Raw genomic sequence first — 19,575 nt, forward strand, 5'->3', positions numbered from 1 at the left:
ACCCTCGAACGTGTGTGAAGACCGTCGGGATGCCGACGGTCTTCACACACCTTCGGGGGCTACGGGTTGATGCGGTGCCCGTAGGCCATCTGCTCGAGCCGGGCGATGCGCTCGGCCATCGGCGGGTGGGTCGACATCATCCGCGACACGTCCTGGGCCCGGAACGGGTTGGCGATCATCATGTGGCTGGCGTTGACCAGCTGCTGGCTGGGGGCCAGCGGGGCCCGCGCGACGCCCTGCTCGAGCTTGCGCAGGGCGCTGGCCAGGGCCAGCGGGTCACCGGTGAGGGTGGAGCCGTCCTCGTCGGCGTCGTACTCGCGAGTGCGCGAGATCGCCATCTGCACGAACACCGCGGCGATGGGGGCCAGGATGGCCAGCGCCAGGCCGGCGATCGGGTTGCGGTCCTCGTCGCTGCTGCCGCCGCCGAAGATGGCGCCGAAGGCGAGGAACTGGCCGATGGAGGAGATGACGCCGGCGATGGCGGCCGCGACCGAGCCGGTGAGGATGTCGCGGTTGTACACGTGCATCAGCTCGTGGCCGAGGACCCCGCGCAGCTCGCGCTCGTCGAGCAGGCCGAGGATGCCCTCGGTGCAGCAGACGGCGGCGTGCTCGGGGTTGCGCCCGGTGGCGAAGGCGTTGGGCGCCTGCGTGGGTGAGACGAAGAGACGCGGCATCGGCTTGCCGGCGCGGGTCGAGAGCTCGCGCACGATCCGGTACATCGCCGGCGCCTGGGCCTCGGTGACCGGGTAGGCGTGCATCGCCTTGATGGCGAGCTTGTCGGAGTTCCAGTAGCCGTACGCGGTGGTCCCGAGGCCGATCACGGCGAACACCAGGATGAAGGCGCTGTTGCCCGTCGAGCCCGCGATGACGTAGCCGATGGCGAGCAGGATGGCCCAGAGCCCGCCCAGCAGAGCGGCGGTCTTCAGGCCGTTGAAGTGGTTGTGCATGTGGGGTGAACGCCTCCGGTGCGCGTTTCAGTTCCGGCCCGGCTCAGCCGAGGCCACCGAGCAGCAGGTGCGGCAGGGCACTGGTCAGGGCCAGCACGGTCGTGCCCAGCACCAGCACGGCCGTGGTCGACCGCCCCGCGCCGGGACGGGCGGGCTCGGGCGCAGTGGGCGCGCTCAGCAGCACGGCGAACCAGCGCAGGTACACGGCGATGCCGACCACGACGGCCAGGATGCCGGCGACCGCCACCGGCCACACCCCCGCAGCCACGGGCGACCCCAGCGCGAGGATCTTCACGACGAGGCCGACCACCCCGGGCGGCAGCCCCGCCAGCACCAGCAGGGCCAGCGCGAGGGGCCCGGCGGCCAGCGGGTCGCGGCGGAGCAGGCCGCGGTGGCCCTCGAGGGTTCGGGTGCCGGTGCGGGCCCCGATGCGGCCGAGGGCCGCGAAGGCCACCGTGGTCGCGGCGGCGTAGACCAGAACGTAGGCCGCCGAGGCCCGCAGCCCCGCGGCGTCGAGGGCCGTCAGCGGCACCAGCACCCAGCCCGCCTGCGCGATGGTCGACCAGGCGAGCAGCCGCACGGGGTCGTGCTGGCGCAGGGCCACGACGGTGCCGAGGAGCAGCGAGGCCACGGCGGGCACGGCCAGCACGGTGACCACGGCCGGGGCGTCGAGCCCAGCCCCGACGAAGGCCGCGACGGGGGTGAGCAGCGCGGCCAGGGCCGAGAGCTTGGAGGCCGCGGCCAGGAACAGGGCGGTACCGAGGTCGGACTCGGCGTAGGCCTGGGGAGTCCACGCGTGGAACGGCACCAGCGAGAGCTTGAACCCGACGCCCGAGACCAGCACCGTGACGGCCAGCACCAGGACGGCGCGGCGCTGGGGGTCGGCCCAGGCGGTGGTCACGGTGGCGGAGGAGAAGGTCGCGTCGCCCGTGGCGGTGAGCCACAGGGCCACGCCGAGGACCAGCAGCGCGAACGACACCAGCGACGTGACGAGCAGGCTCAGGCCGGCGTGCGCCGCGCCCCGCGACCCGCGCAGCGCGACCAGCGCGACGACCGGCACCGTGGCGAGCTCGAGGGCGACCACCCACGTGCCGAGGTCGCGGGCCGCGGCCACCGCGACCCCGCCGGTGGTGGCCGCCAGGAGGAGGGCGGCCGTGACCGCGCCGTCGCGGGGGCGCGGACGCCCGTCGTGCAGGAGGGCCAGCGCCGCCGCGGCGGCCAGCAGGATGCCCGCCTGGAGGCTCGAGGTGCGCGGGCCGGCCGTCCAGAGGCAGGCGCCGCCGGGGGCCGGCAGGCACAGCGAGCGCAACGGCTCGGCCTCCACCCCGAAGGACCCCCGGGCCGCCAGCACCGCGCCGACCACCAGGACCACGGCGGCCACGGGCAGGGGCCAGCGGGCGCCCGCCCGGCGCGGCGCCAGCGCGTCGCCGACGAGCACGAGCACCACGCCCAGGGCCGGGGCCAGGGCGGGCGCCAGGACGAGCGGGGCGAACGTGACCAGGGTGCTCACCGCGCACCGCCGATCCGGGCGACGGCGTCGGCGGTGGTCGACAGCAGCAGCATCGGGAGGATGCCGAGAGCCACCACGGCGGCGGCCAGCACCGCGATGACCCACCGCTCGACGCCGGTGGTGTCGGGGGTGCGGGGGGCCTCGGGGTCGGGGCGGTCGCCGGCCCAGACCAGCCCGGCCACCCGGAGCGCGTAGGCGGCCGCCAGGGCGGCACCGACGGCGGCCACCACGGCACAGGCGACGAACACGACGCGCGGCCGGTCACCGGCCGGGGTCCACGCGGAGTACACGGCGAGGAGCTCACCCCAGAACCCCGCGAGACCGGGCAGCCCCAGGCTGGCCGCCAGGCCGAGCAGCAGCACGAAGCCCAGCCGTGGAGAGGTCTCGCGCAGGGCCGGGCGCCGTACGGCCAGGTCGACCGACCCCCACCGCTGTTTGAGGCCGCCGACCACCACGAACAGCAGCGCCGAGATGACGCCGTGCGCGATGTTGGCGTAGAGCGCGGCCTGCAGCCCGGTGTCGGAGCCGCTGGCCAGGGCAAGCACGACGAAGCCCATGTGCGCCACCGACGAGTACGCCACCAGCCGCTTGAGGTCGCGCTCGACGAGGCAGACCAGGCCTCCCCACACGATGCCGACGGCCCCCGCCACGGCCAGGGCGGGCGCCAGCCGGGCGAACCCGTCGGGGACGACCGACACCGGCAGGCGCACGAGGCCGTAGGTGCCCATCTTCAGCAGCACGGCCGCCAGGAGCACCGACCCCGCGGTCGGCGCCGTGGTGTGGGCGGGCGGGAGCCAGGTGTGCAGGGGGAAGACCGGCACCTTCACCGCGAGCCCCAGCACCAGCAGGAGCGCCACCGCCAGCTGGGTGCCGCTGCCGAGGCCCGCCCCGGCCTGGTCCGCCAGGCGGCGCAGGTCGGCCGTCCCGGCGGTGGCCACCAGCAGCAGGATGCCGACGAGCAGCGTCGTCGAACCGACGGCGGTGTACAGCACGAAGCGCTGCGCGGCGCCGGTGCGGGCCCGGGGGTCATGGGCGTCCCCGTAGCGCGCGACCAGCACCCACATAGGCACCAGGACGACCTCGAAGGCGACGAGGAACAGCACCGCGTCGCGGGCGGCGAAGGTGGCGAGCGCGCCGGCCTCGACGACCAGCAGGCAGCCCAGGAAGGTGGCCGGCGAGCCGCCCGGGGGGACCTCGACCCAGGCGTGCAGGGCCACGAGCACCCCGATGCCGGCGGTCAGCAGCACCAGCGGGGACGAGATGCCGTCGACCCCGAAGGACCACCGCACCCCCAGCTCGGGCAGCCAGGCCCGGTCGACCGCCGCGCCGAACGCCACCGTCGCCACGGCCAGCAGCAGGGTGGCCCCCGCCGTGGCGGCGGTGATCCGCCGCGCGAGCACGACCGCCAGCGCGCGGCCCCCGGTGACAAGCCAGAGGCCCACGGCGAGCGGCAGGGCCAGGAGCAGGCTCATGACCATGCGAGCACCCCGACGGCGGCCAGCACGACGACGCCTCCCAGGACCAGGCCCACGCCGGCGCTCGGCCGCTGGCCGCGGTGCAGACGCTCGCCCGCCCAGCCCGCCACGCGGGTCGCCGTCCCGGCCCCGCGGACGTAGGCGTCGACCACCTCGGTGTCGACGAAGGCCACGACCCGCGCCAGCCTCAGCACCGGCCGGGCCACGACGCGGCGGTAGACGAGGTCGGCCCCCAGGCCGGCGTCGGCCGCGGGCGTGAAGCGGCGCGCCAGCACCTCGGCCGGGTCCCGGTCGAAGCCGCCGCGCAGGGCGACGCCGACCCCGACCCCGACGACCAGCAGGCTGAGCACCAGCCAGAACACCGAGACCTCCCCGACCGCGAACGCCCCGGTGAGGACCACGAGGCCGCCGACCACCGTGAGCGCCACCAGGACGGCGAGCACGACCGGCACCACGGGCGGGACCCCGGGCAGCTCCGGGCGCCGGCGCACGTGCGCGGTGACGACGAAGTAGCCACGGGTGCTGTAGGCCGCGGTGACGGCCGCGGTCAGCACCAGGGCCACCAGCACCAGGACGCCCGGCCCGTCCGCCGAGACCGCCCCGTCGTAGGCCACGGCGACCACGTGCTCCTTCGAGATCCCGCCCACCACCAGCGGCACGCCGGCCAGCGACAGGAACCCCGCCAGGAACGCGGCCCGCAGCACGGGGGAGGCCGCGGCCGACCCGCGCAGCGTGGTGGCGGCGGTGCCCCCGGCCGCCAGCGCCGCCCAGCCCACCGCCAGGAAGAGGAGGGACTTGAACAGCGCGTGCGACCACAGATGCAGCAGGCCGGCGTCGGGGCCGGCCTCGAGCGGCGCCGTCGCCAGCGCGGAGAGCATCACGGCGACCTGGCTGACCGTCGACCAGGCGAGCATCCGCTTCAGGTCGCTCTGGGCGAAGGCCAGCACGGCGGCCAGCAGCATCGTCACCGACACCGCCACCCCGAGGAACCAGCGGGCGGTCGGGCTGGCCGCGAAGACCTCGAACAGCGAGCCGATGACCACGGTGCCGGCCGCGACCATGGTGGCGGCGTGGATGAGGGCGCTGGCCGGGGTGGGGCCCTCCATCGCGTCGGCCAGCCAGTCCTGGAACGGGACCTGGGCCGACTTGCCGAGCACCCCGATGACCAGCAGCACGAGCAGCACGGCGCGCAGGTTGGCATCGGGCGCCGCGCACGCGCTCAGGGCGTCGCCCAGCGAGGTCCCGCCCGCGACGGCGGTGTCGATGCACTCCCCCGGTCGCCGCCACGCGCCCACGACGGCCGCGAGTGAGGTGGAGCGCGCCCCCGCCGCGAGGCCCACGACGGCCAGGACGAACCCGATGTCGGCGACCCGGGTGACCAGGAAGGCCTTGAGCGCGGCCCGGCGGGCGGTGGCGCGGCGTGACCAGTGCCCGACCAGCAGGTAGGAGCACCAGCCCATGACCTCCCACCCGACGAGGGTCAGGAGGAGGTCGGCCGACAGGACCACCAGCAGCATCGCGGCGGCGAAGAGCGAGACGGTGGCCGCGAACTGCCCGTAGCGGTCGTCGGTACCCAGGTACCAGGTCGAGTACAGCTGCACCGCCAGGACCACCAGCGCCACGACCGCGGCGAGTGCAGCCCGGGTCGGGTCGACGGCGAGGTCGAGCGGGACGGCCAGGCCACCGGTGGCGAGTCCCGGGCCGCGCGTGGTGGCGGGCCCGTCGACGACGGCCCACAGGACGACGGTGAGCAGGGTCGTGATGCCGGCCGCGGCCACCGCGACCCCGCGCGCGAGCCGGTCGTCGCGGCGCACCGCCACGCCCAGCGCGGCGGCCAGGGCCGGCAGCCCGACGAGCAGCCAGGGGTTCACCGGGCGCCCTCGGGTGCGTCGGGGACATCCGCAGCGGCCGGGGCGTCGAGGTCGATGTTCCCCCGCAGCCGGAAGGCGGTGAGCACCACCGCGAGCGCCACGACCACCTCGGCGGCGGCGATGGTGATGACGAACAGCGGCAGCACGCTGCCGGCGGCCCAGCGGTCGCCCCCGGCGGCCTGCGTGGTGACCAGCAGCACGAGGCATCCGCTGAGCACGAGCTCGACCCCGACGAGGAGCAGGACGGCGTTGCGGCGCACGGCGATCCCGGCGACCCCGAGCCCGACGAGCAACGAGGCGAGCAGGTACGGCCCGGCCAGGTGGATCACGACGCCCCCTCGGCGGCGTCGGGGCGGCGGGCGACGGCCAGGGCGCCGACCAGGGCCGCGAGCAGCAGCAGCGAGAGCAGCTCGAAGGGCCAGACCCAGGTGCCGAAGAGCTGGGCGGCCACCTGGCTGGAGGCCACGTCGGCCCGGCGCACGCTGCCGTCGGCCAGCGGGACCAGCACGGTGGCCAACAGGCCCGCGGTGGCGAGCCCCAGCAGGCCGGCGCCGGCCGAGCGCCACCCCCCGACCGCGTGCGCGCGGTCGGGCCCGATGGGCGCGCGGGTGAGCATCAGGGCGAACAGCACCAGCACGACGACGGCCCCGACGTAGACCAGGACCAGGACCAGCGCGACGAGCTCGGCGCCGAGCACGAGCAGCGAGCCGGCCACCCCGAGCAGGGCCACCACGAGCCACAGGGCGGCGTGCACCACGTGCCGGGTGGTCACCGCCAGCAGGCCGCCGACCACGGCCAGCACGCCGCAGGCCGCGAACGCGGTGTCGAGAGCGGTCACGCGCCGTCCCCCTCGCCGCGGACCACCCGCGGCCGCACGGTGCGCGGCGGCCGGGCGCTGCCCGCACCCCCGGGGCCGCCGGCCGGGCCCCGCGCCCCGCGGGCCGGGCGGGAGACGGCCGTGACCTCGGCCGGCTCGGCGGCCTTCTCGTCGAGCGCCGGCGGCGGGGGCACCGTGGCCATCCACTCGCCGAGCCGCTCCTTCTCGTGCAGCAGGTCGAGGATGTCGACCTCGGCGTACTCGAACTGCGGGCTCCAGTGCAGCGCGTCGAAGGGGCAGACCTCGATGCAGATGCCGCAGTACATGCACAGGCTGAAGTCGATGGCGAACCGGTCGAGCACGTTGCGCTGGCGCTCACGCCCGCCCTCCGTGGTGGCCGGGACGGTCTCCTTGTGCGAGTCGATGTAGATGCACCAGTCGGGGCACTCGCGGGCGCAGAGCATGCACGAGGTGCAGTTCTCCTCGAGCAGCGCGATGACGCCGCGGCTGCGGGGGGGCAGGTCCGGCGCGACGTCGGGGTACTCGTGGGTGTGCGTGGGGCGCAACGCCGTCCGGGCCGTCGTCGCGAGCCCCTTGAGGACCCCGGGCAGGCCGCCGCGGCCGCGGGTGTCCTCGTGCTCCTCGTGCTCCTCGTGCTTCTCGTGCTCCTCGGGCGTCACCATCCGGCCACCACCCCCACCCCGGTGAGCACGACCTGGAACAGGCCGAGCGGCACCAGCCAGAGCCAGGCCAGCCGCTGCAGCTGGTCCTCGCGCAGCCGCGGCCACGCCACCCGCACCCAGATGACCACCAGGGCCACGACGAACCCCTTGACCAGGGTCCACAGCCAGCCCAGGGCATCCGGGAGGGGCCCGTGCCACCCGCCGAGCCAGAGCACCGCGAACAGCACCGACATCACGACGATGCCGGCGTACTCGGCCAGCAGGAAGAAGGCGAAGCGCAGGCCGGTGTACTCGGTCCAGGCCCCCATGACGAGCTCGGCGTCGGCCACCGGCATGTCGAATGGGGGCCGCTGCAGCTCGGCGACGGCCGCGACCAGGAAGACGACGGCGCCCGGCAGCTGCCAGAGCAGCCACCACGGCGACCAGGCGTCGGCCAGCCCGACCAGCGACAGCGACCCGCCCGCCAGCGCCACCGACGCCACGGCCAGCACGATCGGCAGCTCGTACGACACCAGCTGGGCGGCGGCCCGCAGGCCCCCGATGAGCGAGTACTTGTTGGCGCTGGACCACCCGGCCATCAGGGTGCCGAGCGCTCCCACCGACGTGGCGGCCAGGAGCAGGACCAGCGAGCCCGGGACGTCGACGGCGGCGACCCCCGGGTGCACGGGCAGCAGCGCGAGCGCCAGCAGGTAGGGCACCAGGGCCACGCCCGGCGCCAGCCGGAACACCCAGCGGTCGGCCGCGCGCGGGGTGATGTCCTCCTTCTGGAGGAACTTCACCCCGTCGGCCACGAGCTGGGCCCAGCCGTGGAAGCCGCCGGCGTACATCGGCCCGAGCCGGCCCTGCATGTGCGCCATCACCTTGTGCTCGGCCTGGCCGACGAGCAGCGGCAGGACGAGGAACGCGGCCAGCGCCGCGACCGCCCGCAGGGCCGCCTCGAGGACGGTCATCGCGGCCCCCACTCGGGCGGCGGGACCCCGGCGGCCTGCACCCGGCGGCGGCTCGGGGAGCGCACCGACTCGTGGCCCTCCCCCGGCTCCTTGCCCCCGGGCCACGGCTTGGACGCCCGGGCCGCGAGCTGGAAGGACTTGCGCAGCGGCGTGCCCTCGAAGCCGTCGGGCAGCAGCAGGGGCCGCAGCCCGAGGCCGCTGCCGTCGTCGAAGCCGTCGAAGCCGATGCCGAACATCTCGTGGGTCTCGCGCTCGTGCCAGGCGGCGCCCGCGAAGACCGCCGTGAGCGAGGGCAGCGCCTCGCCGTCGGCGACCCGGGTGCTCAGCAGGATGCCGCGCAGCCGCCCGGGAGCGGAGACGTCGTAGAGGTGGCAGACGACGTCGAAGCCGGGCGCGGCCGCGTCGTCGGTGCGGTCGACGGCGCTGAGCCAGTCGAAGAAGGCGTAGCCCTCACCGCGGGCGGCGGCGACGGCCTGGGGCCAGTCGCCGGCCTCGACCACACGCGTCTCGTCCGCCACGTCGGGCAGCCTAGCGAGACGCCGCGCCCCCGGGGTGCCCGCGCCGCCGCCTCAGGCGGGCTGAGCGGGGGCGGCCGGGCGGTGCAGCACGGTCCGGGCCGCTACGACGGCCAGCCCGGCAACCCCGAAGAACCAGCCCGGGGCCGGGGCTCACGGCTTGGCGACCAGCCCGCGGGTGACGTCGGCGGCGGTGGCGGCCCGGTGCCCCGCGAAGCGCCCGGCCCGGCGCTGGGCGATGGCGGCGCCCGAGACGCGCTCGTCGGCGATCTTCTCCTGGAGCCGGATGATGCCCTGGAGCAGGGCCTCGGGGCGGGGCGGGCAGCCCGGCACGTAGACGTCGACCGGCACGATCTGGTCGACGCCCTTCGTGACCGAGTACGAGTCCCAGTACGGCCCACCGGAGTTGCTGCACGCCCCGAACGAGATGACGTACTTGGGCTCGGGCATCTGGTCGTAGAGGCGGCGGATCGCCGGCGCCATCTTGTCGGTGACGGTGCCCGAGACGACCATCAGGTCGGCCTGGCGCGGCCCCGGCGCGAAGGGGATGACGCCGAGCCGGATGAAGTCGTGGCGGCCCATCGAGGTCGCGATGAACTCGATGGCGCAGCAGGCGAGGCCGAAGTTGAAGACCCACAGCGAGTACCGGCGCCCCCAGTTGAGGACGACCCGGAGGGGTTTGGGCGCGTGCTCGGCGAGCGGGCCGACGCGCGGGGTCGGCAGGTCGACGCTCATCGCAGGTCCCAGCGCAGCAGCCCGCGGCGCGCAGCGTGCACGAGCCCGAGCAGGACGACCCCGACGAAGACGAGCACCTCGACCAGCGAGGCGAGCCCCAGCGAGGAGTCGCGCAGCACCAGCGCCCACGGGAAGAGGTAGACCGCGTCGACCGCGAACACCACGTAGAGGAAGGCGAAGGACAGGTAGCGCACCTGGCTCTGCGCCCACCCGGTGCCGACCGGGTCGACGCCCGACTCGTAGGTGGTGCGGCCGGCCGCGGTGACCGCGCGTGGGGCGACGAGACGCCGGGCCACCATGGCCGCGGTCACGAGGAGCACACCGGCCAGCACGACCGCCGCGACCGCGAGGTAGCCCTCCATGCGCCCACCTTAGTGCCGGGTTCCGCGGGCCGGTCCGGGCGAGGGCCGGCGGCCGCCCCAGACGTACGATGGGAAGCGGTGCGCCCTCGCCCCGGTGGGCGCCCGACCCCGACTCCCGACACCCCAGGGAACGCCGTGACCAGCAAGACCGTCCAGACCCTCGACCGCGTCGTCATCCGGTTCGCCGGCGACTCCGGCGACGGGATGCAGCTGACCGGCGACCGGTTCACGTCCGAGACCGCAGCGTTGGGCAACGACCTGTCGACGCTGCCCAACTTCCCGGCCGAGATCCGCGCCCCCCAGGGCACCCTGCCGGGCGTCTCCAGCTTCCAGCTGCACTTCGCCGACCACGACGTCCTCACCCCGGGCGACGCCCCCGACGTGCTGGTGGCGATGAACCCGGCCGCGCTCAAGGCCAACCTCCCCGACCTGCCTCGCGGCGCCACGCTCATCCTCGACACCGACGAGTTCACGAAGCGCAACCTCGGCAAGGTCGGCTACAGCAGCAACCCGGTCGACGACGGCAGCCTCGACTCCTGGCACGTGCACCCGGTGGCGCTCACCTCCATCACGGTCGAGGCCCTGGCCGGTTTCGAGGGCCTGAGCCGCAAGGAGAAGGAGCGGGCGAAGAACATGTTCGCCCTCGGCCTGCTCTCGTGGATGTACACCCGCCCGACCACCGGCACCGAGGCCTTCCTCGAGAAGAAGTTCGGCGCCCGCCCCGAGATCCTGGCCGCCAACCTCGCCGCCCTGCGCGCCGGCTGGAACTACGGCGAGACCACCGAGGACTTCGCGTCCAGCTACGTCGTGCAGCCCGCCCCGATGCCCCCCGGCACCTACCGCAACGTCACCGGCAACACCGCGCTGGCCCTGGGGCTGGTGGCCGCCGCCCACCGCGCCGGACGCCCGCTGCTGCTCGGGTCGTACCCCATCACCCCGGCGTCCGACATCCTGCACGCGCTCTCGGGGATGAAGCGCCACGGCGTCACCACCGTGCAGGCCGAGGACGAGATCGCCGGCATCGGCATCGCCCTGGGCGCCGCGTACGGTGGCGCCGTCGGGGTCACCACCACCTCGGGCCCGGGCATCGCGCTGAAGTCCGAGACCATCGGCCTCGCGGTCTCGCTCGAGCTGCCGCTGGTCGTCGTCGACATCCAGCGCGGCGGCCCGTCGACGGGCCTGCCCACCAAGACCGAGCAGGCCGACCTGCTGCAGGTGATGTTCGGGCGCAACGGCGAGTCGCCGGTGCCCGTCATCGCCGCCCGGACCCCCGCCGACTGCTTCGACGCCGCCATGGACGCCGTGCGCATCGCCACCACCTACCGCACCCCGGTCATCCTGCTGTCCGACGGCTACCTCGCGAACGGCTCCGAGCCGTGGTCGGTCCCGTCCGTCGCCGAGCTGCCCGGAGGGCCGGTCGACCTCGCCACCGAGCCCAACGCGACCGACGACGCCGGCGAGCCGGTCTTCCGCCCCTACCTGCGCGACCCCGAGACCCTCGCGCGGCCGTGGGCCGTGCCGGGCACCCCGGGGCTCGAGCACCGCATCGGCGGCATCGAGAAGGCCGACGTCACCGGCGACATCAGCTACGACCCCGACAACCACGACCGGATGGTGCGGCTGCGCCAGGCCAAGGTCGACGGCGTCACGGTGCCCGACCTCGAGGTCGACGACCCCACCGGCGACGCGCGCGTGCTGGTCATCGGCTGGGGCTCCACCTACGGCCCGATCGCCGCGGCCACCCGCGTGGTCCGCAACTCCGGGCGGTCGGTGGCACGGGCGCACCTGCGTCACCTCAACCCCTTCCCGGCCAACCTCGGCGAGGTCCTGCACCGCTACGACCGCGTGGTCCTGCCCGAGATGAACACCGGCCAGCTCGCGCTGCTGCTGCGCGCGAAGTACCTGGTCGACATCCGCTCCCACACCGCCGTGCGCGGCCTGCCCTTCACGACCGTCGAGCTGGCCGACGTCGTCTCCCAGACCCTCGAGGAGGTCCGATGACCACCACCGACCTGGGGATGCCCGCGAGCGGGCTCGCGCACGTCCCCCACCAGCCCGACGGCGAGGCCGCGCAGACCAAGCGTGACTTCACCTCCGACCAGGAGGTGCGCTGGTGCCCCGGCTGCGGCGACTACGTCATCCTCGCGGCGGTGCAGTCGTTCCTGCCCGAGCTCGGGCTGCGACGCGAGAACATCGTGTTCGTCTCGGGCATCGGCTGCTCCTCGCGGTTCCCGTACTACCTCGACACCTACGGGATGCACTCGATCCACGGCCGAGCCCCGGCCATCGCCACCGGGCTCGCGACCTCGCGCCCGGACCTGTCGGTGTGGGTCGTCACCGGTGACGGCGACGCGCTCTCGATCGGCGGCAACCACCTGATCCACGCGCTGCGCCGTAACGTGAACATGACGATCCTGCTGTTCAACAACCAGATCTACGGGCTCACCAAGGGCCAGTACTCCCCCACGTCGCGCCCCGGCACCGTCACCAAGTCGAGCCCCCTGGGGTCGGTCGACCGGCCGTTCAACCCGGTGTCGCTGGCGCTCGGCGCCGAGGCCACCTTCGTGGCGCGCGCCATGGAGAGCGACCGGGCCGAGCTCCGGACGATCCTCAAGGCGGCGGCCGAGCACCGGGGCACCGCCCTGGTCGAGATCTACCAGAACTGCCCGATCTTCAACGACGGTGCCTTCGAGGTGCTGAAGGACCGCACCGAGCAGGCCGCGCGCATCGTGCGGCTGCGCTCGGGCGAGCCCGTCACCGTGGGCGCCGACGACGAGCGCAAGGTGCTGGTGCGGGTCGCCGGGGGCGCGCAGGAGTTCGTGCCCGAGGCCGAGGTCGGTGCGCGCGAGGTCGTCGTGCACGACGCCGGTGCGGACGACCCGTCGGCGGCGTTCGCGCTCTCGCGGCTGGACTCGCCCGAGATGACGCACGTGCCGATGGGCATCTTCCGGCAGGTCGCGCGGCCCACCTACGACGACCTCGTGCGCGCCCAGGTCGACGCCGCGGTCGAGGCGGCCGGTGGCCCGGCGGGCGACGACGACCTCGACGCGCTGCTGCGCGGCCGCGACACCTGGACCGTGGGGTGAGCGGGGGCGCGTCCGAGCCCTCCGGGTCCCCCGCCTCCGAGCCGGGGGACGACGCTGCCACCGACGCGGCGGTCGAGGCGGCGGCCGAGGTGCGTCGCGGCACCGGCTACGGCTTCCTGGCCTACGGCATCTGGGGCCTGTTCCCGCTGTACTTCGCGGCCTTGGCCCCGGCCGGGGCGTTCGAGATCCTGGCCCACCGGATCCTGTGGACCCTCGCGGTGTGCGCCCTGGTCCTCGCGGTGCGGCGCGACCTGGGCTGGGTGCGCGGCGTGCTCGGCCGGCGGCGGCTGGTCGCCGGGATCACGGTGGCCGGGCTGCTCATCGCGGCCAACTGGACCATCTACGTGCTGGCGGTCCTCACCGGGCGCACCTACGAGGCGGCGCTCGGGTACTTCCTGAACCCCATCGTCACCGTGGCGCTCGGGGTCGTGGTGCTCGGCGAGCGCCTGCGCCCCCTGCAGTGGGTGGCCGTGGGCATCGGCGCCCTGGCCTCGGTGTGGCTGGCGGTGGCCGGTGGGGTGGTGCCGTGGATCCCGCTGGTGCTGGCGTTCTCGTTCGGGCTGTACGGCCTGGTGAAGAAGAAGGTCGGGGCGTCGCTACCGGCCATGCACTCGCTGGCGGCCGAGACCGCCGCCCTCTCGCCGGTGGCCGTCGTCGTGCTGGTGGTGCTCGGCGCGCAGGGTGCCACGACGTTCACCGGGCACGGAGCGGGCCACACGACGCTCCTGGTGCTGTCGGGCGTGGTCACCGCGGTGCCGCTGCTGCTGTTCGCGGCGGCGGCCCGGCGGATCCCCCTGGTGACGGTCGGGCTCATCCAGTTCGTGACGCCGGTGCTCCAGCTCGCGGTCGGCGTGACCCTGCTCGGCGAGGATGTGTCCGGGCGCCTCTGGGTGGGGTTCGGGATCGTGTGGGTGGCGCTGGCGGTGCTGTCGTACGACTCGCTGGTGGCCGGGCACAGCGCGAGGCGGGCGCGGCGTGCCGGGCCGGCGCAGCCCGAGCCAACCGTCTGACCGGGCGGGCGGCGCTCACAGCGCGAGCAGACCCTTGACCACCGTCGAGACCGCCCCCGCCACGGCGAGGACCATGACCGCCTTGGCGGCCCGCGCCCGGCTCACCCGCCGCGCGAGCAGGTCGCCCAGGACCAGTCCCACCGCCAGGGCGGCCACGGCCACCGCGACCACGCCCGGGGCGAGCTGGCCGACGCCCCCCTTGGCGGTCAGCGAGGCGGCGTTGACGATGATCGAGTAGAACTGGAACGTCGCGACGAACCGGTGGTGCTCCCAGCGCGTGCTCGTCGCGTACAGCACCATCGCCGGGCCCCCGACCCCGGCCGTCACGTTCATGAAGCCACTGGACGCCCCCGCGGCGATCGCGCCCCCCGGTCCGTGGAGGGCGGTGAGCCGGGAGGTGAACCGGACCAGGGCCAGCGCGACGAGGACGAGGCTCCCGATGAGCACGAGTAGGGGTGGCCCCGGGACGTGGCGCGCCACGTACGCGCCGACCGGGATGACGACCAGCGCCGGGATCACGAGGAGGATCCCGCGCCGCCACTCGACGTCCCGCCAGGTACGGGCGAGGACCACGGCACAGACGATGAGGCCGAGCAGGTTGGCCAGGACGATGCCCTCGAACGGGCCTGCGGCCAGGACCAGCAGGGGCGCGCTGACGAGCGCGAAGCCGACCCCCGTGACCCGCTGGGTCAGCGCCCCCGCGAGGACCCCGACCGGGAGCAGGAGCAGGTGGTCGACCGCCACGTCACAGCCCCAGCGCGAGGTACCGCACGTCCTGGAACTCCTCGAGGCCGGCCGCCGCGCCCTCGCGGCCGAGCCCGGACTGCTTGACCCCGCCCATGGGTGCGAAGACGACACTCGGCAGTGGGGTGTTGGCCCCGATGATGCCGACCTCGAGCCGTTCCGCGACCCGCCAGATGCGCCCGACGTCGCGGGACCAGAAGTACCCGGCGAGGCCCATCTCGGTGGCGTTGGCCAGGGCCAGCGCCTCCTCCTCGTCCTTGAACCGGAACACGGCGGCGGCGGGGCCGAAGACCTCCTCGCACCCCAGCGGGGAGGTGGTCGGGACGTCCGCCAGCAGGGTCGGCGCGACGTAGGCTCCCCCGCTCGGGAGGTCGAAGGGCCGCGTCAGCTGCGTGGCGCCGGCATCGAGGGCCTGCGCGACCATGCCTCGGACGGCGTCGGCCCGCTCGGCGTCGATGACGGGCCCCAGGTCCGGGCAGGGGTCGGCGAGCCCGTCCCCGACGGTCATCCGGTCGACCGCCTCGACGAAGCGCCCGGTGAACTCCTCGTAGACCCGCTCGTGGACGACGAACCGGTTGGCGGCGATGCACGACTGACCGGTGTTGCGGAACTTCGCGAGCATCGCGCCCTCGACGGCGGCATCGATGTCGGCGTCCTCGAAGACGATGAAGGCGGCGTCCCCCCCGAGCTCGAGGAGGGGCCGGACGACCCGCTCCGCGGCCGTGGCCATGATCTCGCGCCCCACCCGGGTCGAGCCGGTGAAGCTGACGGCCCGTACGGCGCGGTGACCCACGAGGGTGGTCGTCAGCTCGCGGGCCGGGCCGTGGACGAGGTTGACGACGCCGTCGGGGACGCCCGCGTCGACGAGGCACCGGACGAGCTCGGTCACCGCCAGCGGCGCCTTCTCCGAGACCCGCGCCACGACCGTGCACCCGGCGGCGAGCGCCGGGGCGAGCTTGCGCGCCTGGATCGAGCACGGGAAGTTCCACGGCGACAGCGAGGCGACCACGCCCACCGGGCGGCGGAGCGTGAGGTGCCGGCGGCCCGGGACCTCGTGCGGCACGACGGCGCCCTCGGGTCGGCGCACCTCCTCGGCGAACCAGCGGAAGTACTCCGCCGAGAAGCCCACCTCGGCGACGGCCTCGGGCAGCCGCTTGCCCGCCTCGACCGCCAGGAGGCGCCCGATGTCGTCCGCCCGCTCGGCCACCAGGTCCGCTGCCGCCCGCAGGACGTCGGCGCGGGCGCGCGCCGGGCGCGACGACCAGGCGTCCAGGGCGGCGGCCGCGGCGTCGGCAGCCCGGTGCGCGTCCTCGGGCGTGCCCCAGGCCACCGTGCCGGCGAGACCCCCGTCAGCGGGGTTGCGGACCTCGACGGTCCCGGCCGAGTCCTCCCAGCGGCCGTCGATGAGGTGGCGGGCGGCGGTGGGCGTGGGGTCGGTCACGGGGTCTCCTTGGGTCAGGTGCGGACGAGCACATCGGGTCGCGGGCGGTCGCCGACGGTGAGGACGGGCCAGGCCGGGTCGTCCACGAGGAGCTCGGGGCCTCCGGCGCGGACGAGGGCGGTGTCCTCGACCTTCCAGCGGTCGGTGCTGGGGTTCCACGCGACGGCCATGCCGGCGGCGAGGCGCACGTCGCTGCCGGCGTGCGCGGGGAACTCCCGCGGCTGCCAGCCCGTCAGGCCCCCCTGGTGGTGGCGGTGCCACTCGGTGGGCTCCAGCCCGGCGCCGGCGTAGGCGGCCGTTCCGGCGGCCACGACGTCGCCCAGGCGTGCGCCCGGGCGGCTCCGGTCGAGGAAGACCCGCTCGACCTCGAGGAGGGCCAAGTAGGCGTCCCGGTCCGCCGCCGAGAGCGGGGCGAAGCTGACGAACCGCGTCACGCTAGCGACGAGCCCGTGGCGGCGGGCGCAGCAGACGAGCATGGCACGCTCGCCCAGGGGTGCCGTCGTCGGCAGCGGATGGCGGTGGCGCCCGCCCCGGTCACCGCCGGCGACCATGAGGACGACCGGGTCGAGACCCGCGGACAGCAGCTCGTCGGCCACGGCACCGGCCGCCGCGTACTCGCTGTGCTCCGGGGTGATGCGGTGCGCGGCGCGGGTCGCCGCGGCGGCGGCGTCCCGGGCCACCTGGGCGAGCCGTCGCTGCTCGCCGGGGGTGAGCACCCGGCGCGCCGCGGTGAGACCGGCGGACAGGTCGACGTCGGCCCCGCGGGGCCGGTCGCTGCCCGTGCCCGCGCCGGTGGGGAGCCGGGTGTCCCGCGGCTCCCACCACGGCACGACGACCCAGGACGCCGGCAGCCCCGCGAGCTCGGTGTCCCGCAGGCGCGGCGCCTCGATGGCGTTGGTCACGACGGTCAGCCCGGGCGGCGCGCCGCCGACACCGGGCTCGACGAGCACGTCGAAACAGGCGGCGTCGAGGGTCTGGGGGACGTGGACCCGCGCGCCGAACAACCACGCCAGGGTGGCCGGCTCCCGGATGACGACCCGGGTCACCCCCGCGGATTCCGCGAGCCGCGCGACGGCAGCGAGCTTGCCCGCCAGGTCGGCCCAGCGGTCATCCATGGCGCACGGCACGGGTCTGGACGGGTTGGCCGCCCGTGGCGGCGACGGCGTCGCCGGAGAGCGTGACGTGGAGCGGGGCGCCGTCGAACCCGACGAGGGTGTGTTCGTCGGCGGTGGGGCCGAACAGGTGCAGCGTCCATGGCCGCCCGATCAGGTCGTCGGTGCGACGGACCGCCTCGTCGACCTCGATCCGGGGGATGACGGACCCCGTCCGGGCGAGGACGGGCATCGCATCGAGGGCGAGCTCGGCCTCGTGGAACCGGGGCCCATCGTAGGTCTTCCCCGTCACGATGTCGTGCCAGGTCCCCTCCGGCACGTAGAAGCGCCGGCGCACCGGTGCCGTGCCGTCGTCGAACACCGGGACCACGAGGAGGTCCGACCCGACCATGAACACGTCGTCGACCTGCGCCGCGACCGGGTCGTCGGGGAACTCCAGGGCGAGCGGGCGCATCACGGGCCAGCCGTGGGCGGCCGCCTCGTGCGCCACCTGCCACAGCGTGGGGAGCAGGGAGTACCGCAGTCGCACCCATCGTCGTGCCACCTCGAGCGCCTCGTCCCCGAAGGCCCACGGCTCACGCGGACGCAGGCCGTGGGCGCGCATCAGGGGCGAGAGCGCACCCATCTGGGTCCACCGCACGTACAGGCCCGGGGTGAGCTCCGGCCCGAAGAAGCCGCCGATGTCGTGACTCCAGAGGCCCGGGGCGCTGAGGGCGTAGGAGAGCCCTCCCCGCACGGTCGCCTGCATGCCGACGACGGTCGACTCCGCGTCGCCACCCCACTGCCCCGGGTAGCGCTGCGAGCCCGCCCACCCGCTGCGGCCCCAGACGAGCGGGGTGCGACCGGTGTACCGGCGGATGGCGTCGCTGACCGTCGCGTTGTAGCGCAGCGGGTAGAGGTTGTGCGCCTGGTGGGCCGGGGTGCCGTCGTGGAGCGCGGCATCGTCGGGCAGGGCCTCGCCGAAGTCGGTCTTGAACACCGCGACCCCGTCGTCGAGGAACGCCTCGTGCATCTCCTGCCACCAGGCCGCGGCCTCCGGGTTGGTGAAGTCGACGAGCGCGCGCATCCGGCCGTCCGGCGTGGGGGTCTTCTGGATGGCGGCCAGCGTGCCGTCGGTACGGCGGACGAGGAAGCCCTTCTCCTCCGCCTCGGCGAACCGCGGACTCGCGGGGTCGAGGTAGGGCAGCTCCCACACCGAGAGCCGCACCGACTCCTCCTCGAGGGCCGCGACGAAGTCCCGCCGGTTCCCGAACCGCTCCTCGTTCCAGATGAAGTCGCAGTTGAGCCGGTCGACGACGAGCCAGTCGGGGTCGAGGTGGAGCACGTCGAGCGGGACGGCGTGGCGGCGCATCGTGCGGGCGACGCCGAGCATCTCCTCCCGGTCGTGGTACCGGCACCGGCCCATCCAGTAGCCGAACGCCCACAGAGGGGGGACCTCGGCTCGGCCGGTGAGCGCCGTGTAGGTCGTCAAGCGGTCCTTGGGTGAGGGGCCGGCGACGACGTAGAGGTCGATGGCGTCGTCCGCCACCGTGAGACCGAGGACCGAGGGCCGCTGATGCCCGACGTCGGCGGTGACGACGGCCCCCGTGTTGAGGAAGCCGGTGTACCCGGTGGCGGAGTGCCACAACGGAACCGGCTTGTAGGCCAGGCCCGTCCCGGTGCCGCACGCGTCCTCGCTGCGCAGGACGAGGCGCTGCCCGTTCTTGACGAGCCGCCCGAACTGCTCACCGAAGCCGAGGACGTCCTCGTCGGGGGACAGCTCGAGGTTGAGGCTCAGCCCGGACGCGTCGACGAGCGCGGTCGGGGCCATCATCAGCCCCGCGACCTGGCGCAGGCGGTGCGCGGACCGCAGCAGGACCTGCCCGCTGCCGGAGTCCTCGACGGTGAGGGTGAACGGGTGCCGGCCGACCCGCAGGCGCACCCGGCCGGCGGTGACCACGACCTCACCCTCACCCTCGTCGACCCGCAGCGGGACCGGGCCGGGGGCGGGGTCGACGACGATGCCCAGCCGCGTGCCGTCGTCGTCCAGCGCGGCGGAGCCGGACGGAGCGAGGGTGAGGCGCACCGTCGCCGGCGCGGGCGAGGTGACCCGGAGGGCGTAGGGCGTCACGTCCGTGGGCGGGAGGTCGAGGTGGGGCAGGTTGGGCATCCCCGTCTCCACCCCCTGCTCCTCGGGCGGCTCGCCGGTGAGCCAGCCGGGCATGATCCCGAGCTGGACGCCTCGGATCGCGTCGACGTCGAGCGTCACGCTCGAGCCGTCGGCGTCGGTACGGACCTGCCGGACGTGCCGCAGGAGCAGGGTGTCGGCCATGGACCG

Annotated in this window: 18 protein-coding genes; 3 read left to right on the plus strand and 15 right to left on the minus strand. The window is 74.9% G+C overall.

All coding sequences use genetic code 11. The features are described 5' to 3' along the window. Positions 1-59: 59 nt before the first annotated feature. From htpX to ATL31_RS05900, 11 genes are all read right to left on the minus strand, one after another. Positions 60-947 carry a zinc metalloprotease HtpX gene (htpX, locus tag ATL31_RS05850; protein WP_101394947.1) on the minus strand — a complete coding sequence of 296 codons (888 nt, stop codon included), beginning with the start codon at positions 945-947 and terminating at the stop codon, positions 60-62. A gap of 43 nt (positions 948-990) precedes the next feature. Next, entirely contained in the window at positions 991-2,457 is a 1,467-nt protein-coding gene (locus tag ATL31_RS05855) for a proton-conducting transporter transmembrane domain-containing protein (protein WP_245861969.1), read from the minus strand. Continuing rightward, a complete protein-coding gene (locus tag ATL31_RS05860; RefSeq protein WP_245861971.1) occupies positions 2,454-3,929 on the minus strand; it encodes a complex I subunit 4 family protein in 1,476 nt (491 codons plus the stop codon). Before ATL31_RS05860 ends, ATL31_RS05855 begins: the two co-directional genes overlap by 4 nt. Then, on the minus strand, positions 3,926-5,803 hold the full coding sequence (locus ATL31_RS05865) for an NADH-quinone oxidoreductase subunit 5 family protein (RefSeq protein ID WP_101394949.1): 1,878 nt from the start codon (positions 5,801-5,803) through the stop codon (positions 3,926-3,928). Before ATL31_RS05865 ends, ATL31_RS05860 begins: the two co-directional genes overlap by 4 nt. Continuing rightward, the gene (gene nuoK, locus ATL31_RS05870; protein WP_101394950.1) at positions 5,800-6,132 is read right to left on the minus strand and encodes an NADH-quinone oxidoreductase subunit NuoK; all 333 of its coding nucleotides are present in this window, start codon (positions 6,130-6,132) and stop codon (positions 5,800-5,802) included. Before nuoK ends, ATL31_RS05865 begins: the two co-directional genes overlap by 4 nt. After that, positions 6,129-6,641 carry an NADH-quinone oxidoreductase subunit J family protein gene (locus ATL31_RS05875; RefSeq protein WP_101394951.1) on the minus strand — a complete coding sequence of 171 codons (513 nt, stop codon included), beginning with the start codon at positions 6,639-6,641 and terminating at the stop codon, positions 6,129-6,131. Before ATL31_RS05875 ends, nuoK begins: the two co-directional genes overlap by 4 nt. Next, positions 6,638-7,303: a NuoI/complex I 23 kDa subunit family protein gene (locus ATL31_RS05880; RefSeq protein ID WP_101394952.1), complete on the minus strand. Its 666-nt coding sequence runs from the start codon at positions 7,301-7,303 to the stop codon at positions 6,638-6,640. Before ATL31_RS05880 ends, ATL31_RS05875 begins: the two co-directional genes overlap by 4 nt. Beyond that, positions 7,297-8,253 carry a complex I subunit 1/NuoH family protein gene (locus tag ATL31_RS05885; protein ID WP_101397290.1) on the minus strand — a complete coding sequence of 319 codons (957 nt, stop codon included), beginning with the start codon at positions 8,251-8,253 and terminating at the stop codon, positions 7,297-7,299. Before ATL31_RS05885 ends, ATL31_RS05880 begins: the two co-directional genes overlap by 7 nt. Then, positions 8,250-8,771 carry an NADH-quinone oxidoreductase subunit C gene (locus ATL31_RS05890; protein WP_101394953.1) on the minus strand — a complete coding sequence of 174 codons (522 nt, stop codon included), beginning with the start codon at positions 8,769-8,771 and terminating at the stop codon, positions 8,250-8,252. Before ATL31_RS05890 ends, ATL31_RS05885 begins: the two co-directional genes overlap by 4 nt. A 150-nt stretch (positions 8,772-8,921) precedes the next feature. Further along, on the minus strand, positions 8,922-9,503 hold the full coding sequence (locus ATL31_RS05895; RefSeq protein WP_101394954.1) for an NADH-quinone oxidoreductase subunit B: 582 nt from the start codon (positions 9,501-9,503) through the stop codon (positions 8,922-8,924). Next, the gene (locus ATL31_RS05900; protein WP_055815194.1) at positions 9,500-9,865 is read right to left on the minus strand and encodes an NADH-quinone oxidoreductase subunit A; all 366 of its coding nucleotides are present in this window, start codon (positions 9,863-9,865) and stop codon (positions 9,500-9,502) included. Before ATL31_RS05900 ends, ATL31_RS05895 begins: the two co-directional genes overlap by 4 nt. 135 nt (positions 9,866-10,000) lie before the next feature. On the opposite strand from ATL31_RS05900, the gene ATL31_RS05905 reads away from it, so the two are divergent. The 3 genes from ATL31_RS05905 to rarD are packed head-to-tail and all read left to right on the plus strand — an operon-like array spanning position 10,001 to position 13,961. Continuing rightward, positions 10,001-11,866: a 2-oxoacid:acceptor oxidoreductase subunit alpha gene (locus tag ATL31_RS05905; RefSeq protein ID WP_101394955.1), complete on the plus strand. Its 1,866-nt coding sequence runs from the start codon at positions 10,001-10,003 to the stop codon at positions 11,864-11,866. Beyond that, entirely contained in the window at positions 11,863-12,951 is a 1,089-nt protein-coding gene (locus ATL31_RS05910) for a 2-oxoacid:ferredoxin oxidoreductase subunit beta (protein ID WP_101394956.1), read from the plus strand. Before ATL31_RS05905 ends, ATL31_RS05910 begins: the two co-directional genes overlap by 4 nt. Further along, positions 12,948-13,961: an EamA family transporter RarD gene (gene rarD, locus ATL31_RS05915; protein ID WP_101394957.1), complete on the plus strand. Its 1,014-nt coding sequence runs from the start codon at positions 12,948-12,950 to the stop codon at positions 13,959-13,961. Before ATL31_RS05910 ends, rarD begins: the two co-directional genes overlap by 4 nt. A gap of 15 nt (positions 13,962-13,976) precedes the next feature. On the opposite strand, the gene ATL31_RS05920 is transcribed toward rarD, so the two are convergent. The 4 genes from ATL31_RS05920 to ATL31_RS05935 are packed head-to-tail and all read right to left on the minus strand — an operon-like array spanning position 13,977 to position 19,569. Next, positions 13,977-14,705 carry a TSUP family transporter gene (locus tag ATL31_RS05920; RefSeq protein ID WP_101394958.1) on the minus strand — a complete coding sequence of 243 codons (729 nt, stop codon included), beginning with the start codon at positions 14,703-14,705 and terminating at the stop codon, positions 13,977-13,979. Position 14,706: 1 nt separating this feature from the next. Next, positions 14,707-16,146, minus strand: coding sequence for an NAD-dependent succinate-semialdehyde dehydrogenase (locus ATL31_RS05925; RefSeq protein WP_101394959.1), 1,440 nt, complete (start codon positions 16,144-16,146; stop codon positions 14,707-14,709). Positions 16,147-16,160: 14 nt separating this feature from the next. Continuing rightward, the gene (locus tag ATL31_RS05930) at positions 16,161-17,261 is read right to left on the minus strand and encodes a M24 family metallopeptidase (protein WP_101394960.1); all 1,101 of its coding nucleotides are present in this window, start codon (positions 17,259-17,261) and stop codon (positions 16,161-16,163) included. After that, complete coding sequence (locus tag ATL31_RS05935) at positions 17,254-19,569, minus strand: TIM-barrel domain-containing protein (RefSeq protein ID WP_101394961.1); 2,316 nt, start codon at positions 19,567-19,569, stop codon at positions 17,254-17,256. The genes ATL31_RS05930 and ATL31_RS05935 overlap by 8 nt, the downstream gene beginning before the upstream one ends. Positions 19,570-19,575 lie beyond the last annotated feature (6 nt).

Origin of the sequence: Phycicoccus duodecadis (assembly GCF_002846495.1) — a bacterium.
Taxonomy (GTDB): Bacteria; Actinomycetota; Actinomycetes; order Actinomycetales; family Dermatophilaceae; genus Phycicoccus; species Phycicoccus duodecadis.